The sequence below is a fragment of the Okeania sp. SIO2B9 genome (genome assembly GCF_010672505.1).
Lineage (GTDB): Bacteria > Cyanobacteriota > Cyanobacteriia > Cyanobacteriales > Microcoleaceae > Okeania > Okeania hirsuta.
The window spans coordinates 1-7390 of record NZ_JAAHGK010000029.1 but is presented as its reverse complement, the minus strand read 5'-3'; the positions used below and the strand labels follow the sequence as shown (position 1 = coordinate 7390).

4 protein-coding genes are annotated in these 7390 nt (G+C 34.7%); 1 reads left to right on the top strand and 3 read right to left on the bottom strand.

Features of this window, described 5'->3' with window-relative positions:
* Positions 1-213 precede the first annotated feature (213 nt).
* Complete coding sequence (locus F6K13_RS02440) at positions 214-855, bottom strand: Uma2 family endonuclease (RefSeq protein ID WP_124154559.1); 642 nt, start codon at positions 853-855, stop codon at positions 214-216.
* Between the two features lie 63 nt (positions 856-918).
* Here F6K13_RS02440 and F6K13_RS02435 point away from each other — a divergent pair, with 63 nt between their 5' ends.
* The gene (locus tag F6K13_RS02435; protein WP_282433618.1) at positions 919-1047 is read left to right on the top strand and encodes a hypothetical protein; all 129 of its coding nucleotides are present in this window, start codon (positions 919-921) and stop codon (positions 1045-1047) included.
* Positions 1048-1114: 67 nt separating this feature from the next.
* On the opposite strand, the gene F6K13_RS02430 is transcribed toward F6K13_RS02435, so the two are convergent.
* Positions 1115-1759: a Uma2 family endonuclease gene (locus F6K13_RS02430; RefSeq protein WP_124154560.1), complete on the bottom strand. Its 645-nt coding sequence runs from the start codon at positions 1757-1759 to the stop codon at positions 1115-1117.
* A 79-nt stretch (positions 1760-1838) separates the two neighbouring features.
* Positions 1839-7373, bottom strand: a complete 5535-nt coding sequence (locus tag F6K13_RS02425) for a WD40 repeat domain-containing protein (RefSeq protein ID WP_287286756.1) — start codon at positions 7371-7373, stop codon at positions 1839-1841.
* Positions 7374-7390: the final 17 nt, after the last annotated feature.

The window sequence follows — 7390 nt, the reverse complement described above, 5'->3', positions numbered from 1 at the left end:
TGGTGACATTTCGATTCTGAGTCCTCCGTTGTGGTAGTAAACTTTGGCTTTTTCGTAACTTGGGTCTTCAATAATTTGGATATATTCTTCCCAAGTTGCTGTTATCCAAGTATCTGTGGGTAGTTGTGTTTGAGTTTTGTTCATTGCTTTACAGGAAAAAAGGTGTATTTTTTATTATAGCCAAAATAGGCGATCGCTCTACCTTAGCAAATTCTACGACTGAAACTGATTGAATAACCAAGCGTAAACTTGAGCTTGATTTTCTTGACGACTGCGTTGCAGTGCTTCCTCTAATAAAGAAATTGCTAACCCTGGAAAAACTTGAGACTGGCTAATTCTTTGACTACCTCCATTAGCAATAGCAAAGGCAATAATTTCTACCTTCTGTACGTCAATTATCCAATATTCAGCAACATTCATTGCTTCATACAACAAGCGTTTTTCCCCTTTATCATCTGCTAGGGAAGTATTGGCAACTTCTATAACTAGATTTGGTGGAGGATAAATATCTAGGTTAACCATAGAAGTTCCCCAAGGAATGGCATCAGCATTTTCGCCAATGTAATAGGAAAGATCGGGTTGAGTTGCTTGACATCCTGTTTTGCTGTAAGTGCAATTATCTTTACCAGTCAGGGTGATGCTTTTCGTGACGGTAAAGAGGGTAATTGCTGCGACGACAAGTACATGGTCGTTAGAATGATCGCTTCCTAATGGTGACATTTCGATTCTGAGTCCTCCGTTGTGGTAGTAAACTTTGGCTTTTTCGTAACTTGGGTCTTCAATAATTTGGATATATTCTTCCCAAGTTGCTGTTATCCAAGTATCTGTGGGTAGTTGTGTTTGAGTTTTGTTCATGGGTTTACAGGAAAAAAGGTGTATTTTTTATTATAGTCCAGTAGGGTGTGTTAGCGGAACGAAGTGGAGTGTAACGCACCATTTTTAACGTTGCCTGGTGCGCTACGCTATTATCAGTTATCAGTGGCTTTGTTGTCAGAAAATTTTAGTTTGTCAGAAGGATTATTTAATAAAGAATTGGTTAAAACATAGACTAATGATGAATCTTAACAACGGAAATGCTTTTCACTCCTATTCTCTATTCCCTATTCCCTATTCCCTACGACTGAAACTGATTAAATAACCAAGTGTAAACTTGAGTTTGATTTTCCTGGCGAGTGCGTTGCAGTGCTTCTTCTAATAAAGAAATGGCTAACCCTGGCAAAACTTGAGACTCATTAATTCTTTTACTACCTCCATCGGCAACCGCAAAGGCAATAACTTCCGCCTTCAAGGCCGCGTCAACTATCCAATATTCAGAAACATTCATTGCTTCATACAACAAACGTTTTTCCCCTTTATCATCTGTCAAAGAAGCATTGGCAACTTCTATAACTAGGGTTGGTGGAGGATAGATACCAAGATCGATAATAAAAGTTTCCCAAGGAATGACATCAGCATTTTCACCAATGTAATAGGAAGCATCAGGTTGAGCAGCGAGATACTCGGTTTTGTCATAAGCGCCATTATCTAGACCGTTGAGCATGATGTTTTTGGTGGCAGCAAACAGACCAACTACTCCAATAACAAATGCGTGGTCACTAGCATGAGCGTTACCCACTGGTGACATTTCAATTCTGAGTCTTCCGTTGTGGTAGTAAACTTTGGCTTTTTCGTAACTTGGGTCTTCAATAATTTGGATATATTCTTGCCAAGTTGCTGTTATCCAAGTGTCTGTGGGTGGTTTTGTTTGGGTTTTGTTCATGGGTATTTTGGTTATCAGTTATCAGTACGCTCGAATAATAATGAAGTTAAAGAATATTGTAATGTTTTTGAGGAAGGTCTTAATCGCAAAGATGTTTGATATCTTCATTTTCAGTAGTTTTGAGATAAGCGCTCGCCCAATTACAAGCACGGTTAAGTAAGTCGTCTAAGTCTGCATTTAATAGCAAGACTCCTGACTGGTTTTGTACAGCGATCGCTTTCCCATCAGGACTAAATTTTTCGCCTAAGAATGAATTGGTTGTGTAGAGTTCGGTTTCTGTGACAAAGATGCCATTGAGTAGATGGAGTGTTACTTTACCATATTCGTGTTCGATGGTAAGGATATCACTATTAGGACTGAAACTAATACTTTTAACTTCCTCGCTATTTTTAATCTCTTTGTGTTCTCTTGTGTTTACATTCCATATTATGACATTATTATTTTCACTAACTGAAGCGATCTTCTTGCCATCAGGGCTAAAAGTTGCCTTAATAATTTTATCTGTATGAATTTCCTCAAAAGGAGGGTTAATCAATTCTCCGTCAAGACTCCAAAGCTTCAATATTTTTTCATCACCACCAGAGAGAATTGTTTTGCCATCAGGACTGAAACTTGCAGTGTTTACTATATCTTTTTCTTTAATAGTGTTGAGCAACTGACCATCCTTGTGCCAAATTTTAATAGTTTTATCGTCGCTAGCAGAGACAATTTTTGTTCCATCATGGTTAAAAGTAGCGCTATTTACCCAAGCACTATGACCCTTGAAAGTTCTGATTAACTTACCATCAAGACTCCAGAGTTTCAAAGGATATTCTGTTTTACCCCAAGCAATTGTTTGGCGATCATAACTATAGTCTAAAATTTTGGAAAACTCATCACAAGATTTAGATTCTTGAGGAGTATTGAATTTTTTACCATCAAGCTGCCAGAATATCAAAGTCTCACATTCTGAGCTGTCATTAGTAGAAGTAATAGAAGTAATAGAATTATTTTCCTCCTGAAATCTAACTTTATCTCCCCTCACATCTTTTTTTAAAAGATTACCTTCTTTATCCCAAAAAATGATTGTCTTTTCTCCGTCTATACTATATTCATCATCATCATCAATAGAGGCAAAGAAGTTTCCATCTGGACTAAATTCTATAGATTGAACAGGGTATTTATGTCCTCTAAGAGTCTTTATTTCTTTACCATCTTCATTCCAAAGCTTAATAGTTTTATCGTCACTAGCTGTGGCAATTATTTCACCATCTGGACTAAACTTGACATCATTGATTTCTCCATAATGTCCTTTTATAAGGGAAACAACATTTCCATCAAGATTCCAAAGTTTAATAATATTACCAGAAGTAGAAACAATAATATTGCCTGCTGGATTTAACTCAATATTATTAATACCAGGATCATTAATTTGTTGATATGGCTTCATTAGAGTTCCATCACTTTGCCAAAGATTAATTACACTATTTTCTTCCCTGTCAGGGTTATAGCTAAGAGTAATAATTATTTTACTATCAAGGCTAAAATCCAAACTTTCTACTTGATCTCGGTGCTCTAATTTACCAGCATAAGTACCATTCCTTCTCCAAATTTTCGCAAAATTATCATCACCAATAGAAGCAATAATCTGACTATCTGGACTGAAAATAACCTTTTCAACTTTCTGATGATGTCCGCCTAAATCTTTAATTAATTTGCCATTAAGATTCCATAGTTTGACTTGATTGTAACTTTGAGTAGCAATTATTTGTTTATCTTGACTGAGAAGAATTTTTTCAATTTTTTCATTATGGCCATCAAAAGAATTTATTAATTTACCGCTTCTATTCAAAAATATCCCTTGATTATCACATATAACAGTAATGACCTGACTATCTGGACTAAAAAAAATATCTTGTAGTTTTTGATAATCTCCATCTAATTCCGCAATTAATTCACCTTCATTGCTCCAAATTTTAATGCCATAAAAACTGACAGAAGCAATAATTTGGCTATCTGGGCTAAAAGCCAGTTTTTTTACTTGATTATGTTCTAGAATTTTTAGTGGAAATCCTTTGTTATTCCACAATTGAATAATGTTATTATTATTAATAGCTGCAACTGTTTTTGCATCAGGGCTAACTTTGATGTTTTTTAGATATCCAGTATTTTTCTGTAAAGCTATTTCTTTCTTGTCAGTATTCCACAATTTAGGAGTGTAACTATAGTCATCACTATTAGTAATGAAATTTTGATTGTTACGACTGAAACTAAAAACATAAGAATGTGGCACAATTATTGTTGTTATCAAATTTTTATCCTGTTGCTGTATTTCGATTTTTTTGAGGGATGTATTAATTGGTACAATATCTGCATTTAAAGATTTATCAAAACTGTTTTTCCGATGCAGGAAAAAAAAAGGACTATGGTAATCAAAAATTTTCAAAAAATTGTCTATTTTCCAAAGTATTACTGTATCGTCTTCGCTAGCTGATATTATAAATTTGTCATAGGGGCTAAAGCTTAGATGAGATATATTTTCACTATGATTCTTTAAATTTCCGTGTTGAAAAGTGTATAAATAACGGAGGTAAGTATGATAATTGCTTCTTGTCAATATTTGTGCATAATTTTGATTATAATCATCAACATAAACTATAAACATTCTATGATTACTAATAATATTATGAGTATAATCTGCTAAAGATTCACCATATCTTTTTATAAGTTCTCCATTCACTTTATAGATTTTAAAATCATTACCTCGGCTCGAAAAAATAATAGTTTCATCATCTATAAACTCAATATCAGTCGTAGCATAATTATCAATCTCTTCTTCTTTCTCTTCATCAATAAACCAAAGTTTCACATTATCATAATTATCTGCAGAAGCAACAATTTTACCATTCGGACTAAAACTAACGTGGGCAACAGGAGCAGTATGACTATCAAAAGTTTTCACTAAACTACCATCTTTTACACTCCAAATTTGAACTTTTCCATCTTTACAACCTGTCGCTACAAACTGATTATCTGAACTAAAACTAACATCCAGTACCTCCTCATTATGTGGTAAAGAAATAGATTCTCTACTATCATCTAACCACCTAACTACTGCCGAATTATCTTTACTAGCAGAAGCAATCATTCTACCATCAGAACTAAAGCCAACCTGGGTAATATCATCCTTATGTTCGTCAAAAGTTTTTTCCTCTTGACTACCATCAACCCACCAAACTTTTACCGTATCATCCTTACTTCCCGTAGCAATCATTTTCTCGTCATTACTAACACTAATATGAGTTACACCATCCTCATGTTTAAATCTATTAAACTCTTTTACTTCCTGAATTGCTGTACTTAATTCTGACAAAACTTCCAGTTTTATTTCTGGCATTGCTCCAAAGGATAACCATTTTAATTTCTTTCCTGTTTCAATAGCAGATACTAACCGATCTAATTCTTGATTTTGCTTAGAAGCAGAACTTAAACCTAACAAATAAGTGTTAACTCCAACTAAGGTAGACATAATAGCAACTGCCCCAAATGCCAACATCATTCCCCCTAAAGTAATAGCCGCACGACGGGCAGAATTTAATTGCTTTTTCAAAGCATCATTTAACATTTTTTCTGTCTGTTTCCGCAGCTCTCTTTCCTTCTCCAACTCAGCAGATATCTGAGCTGCTTCTGACATTTCTTTTCTGACAAAATATGCCAAATAATCGTGAACTAATTGATAATTATCTGAAGGACTTGCGGGAATTCTAAATACCAACCTAGACTTAACTAAAACAGTTAAAATTAATTCCATCCGTTCGGGTTTTTCTGTATATTCTTCCAACTCCACCCGACTTTTCAGAGGGCGAGTATTATTCTCATCTGTGAGGAAATATAAAACTACTTTTGCTAACCTTTCGTTCTCCGGTCCGCAATACTTAATTACCTCCTCTAAATACCGCCCGACGAAAGCTTGTTTCGGACCCTTTTTTTGATACTCTACTAAAGTAGTAATATTCTCATTTTGCAACTGCGACCCCACAATTTGTAACTCAATTGGTCGCACAGTATTCAAATTTCCTGCTAAATCTTTGACTAATTCATCTATTAATTCTGGGGTTAAAGTAAAAGTAGTCTGGGATGTTATCCCTTGAATTACCGACTTAGCATTTTCGATAGAAAAATCACCAATATAATAGATATGCTTTTTGCTGAGAATGTCATTATTAATAATATCTAAACTGACCAGACGATTACATTCTAAAAGATAGTTAATGAAATCTTCCCGCAGGGAAATAATTACATTGACAAAAGATATTTTCAAACATTCTTGGAGAAAATCATAAAATTGTAGTCGTTGATTTATATCCTTGTTATTAAAGAAAAATTCCTCAAATTGGTCGAAGATTAAAACAGTGACTTTATTCTGCTTTTCCAGCGCTCTTAAAATTGACAATAAGTCATCATTAGAAAGAGTCTTCAAAGTCCCCCTTTCTAAGGGGGATTTAGGGGGATTGTCAATGTGCCTCATATTTCTAAGGGAAGAGTCTTCAAAACACCCCTTTTCTAGGGGAGAAGTCTTCAAAGTCCCCCTTTCTAAGGGGGATTTAGGGGGATTATATTCCCTACTTTCCAATTCTGAAATAGCCTTTACCAAACTATCACCAAGATTTTGCCTCCAATCAGTATAAACTTGCTGCAAAACTGGCAAAATATCCCTAGCATCTACAGAATCTCCTTTCAAAATTGGAATTAATCCAGCTTCCACTAAAGAACTTTTACCAACTCCAGAAGAACCATACAAAATTGTGAATCTATGGTGAGAAACTTTAATCCGACTGACTAAATTCTCCACATCCGGCAACCTACCAGAAGTAGCTATTTCTTGAGTTAATTTTTTTGATGCTTGAATCGAGGATAAATCAGGATTAGAACGATGTTTTCTTGGCTGTAATTTCCCAGCTCCAATGAAAGCTTTAATGGCAAACTGAGTCTCAATTTCTTGTTGTTCTAATTTTTGATTAAATGCCCTTAAATAATCTCCTCTATGGAAATAACAATTTCCCAATTCTTTCAAAATTAACCGATAAAGTTCGGGGTCGTAACTAGGCTTAGTTATAGTTTTTGCTGCTTCTAAAGTTGTAACTGCTGTTTCTACTTGGTCAAGGTTTTTTTGAGCTTTAGCTAAAGAAAATAAATACCAACCTTTGTGATAGTGGAGTTCCCAATCTAATACTGGATTAGTTTTTTCAGAATCATTAGATATTTCAACAACAGCTTCTGCTAATAAAGATAATGCTTGTTCAGCAAATTCTTGAGTTTCATGCCAAGCTTTTCGATTCGACTTAACTTCTGCTAAAAATCCATAAGTTCTTGCCATCCTAAATTTGGTTTGATGACTTTGATGAATATTTAAAGCCTTTTCAGCAACTTTTTCCAACTCATCCCAATCCAAAAGTCGATGATTAACCTCTGCCAAATAATTGATAAATCTATCAACTAAATCGCTCCTTTGAGCAAATTCAAAACAATTTATACATTCCTGAAAATAATCTTTTGCTCGTAGACAACTATGCTGATATTCCTGACGATTTCCTTCAGCATAGTCTCGCCACCATAAGCCCAAATAAAATGACAAATATCCTTGTTTTACCT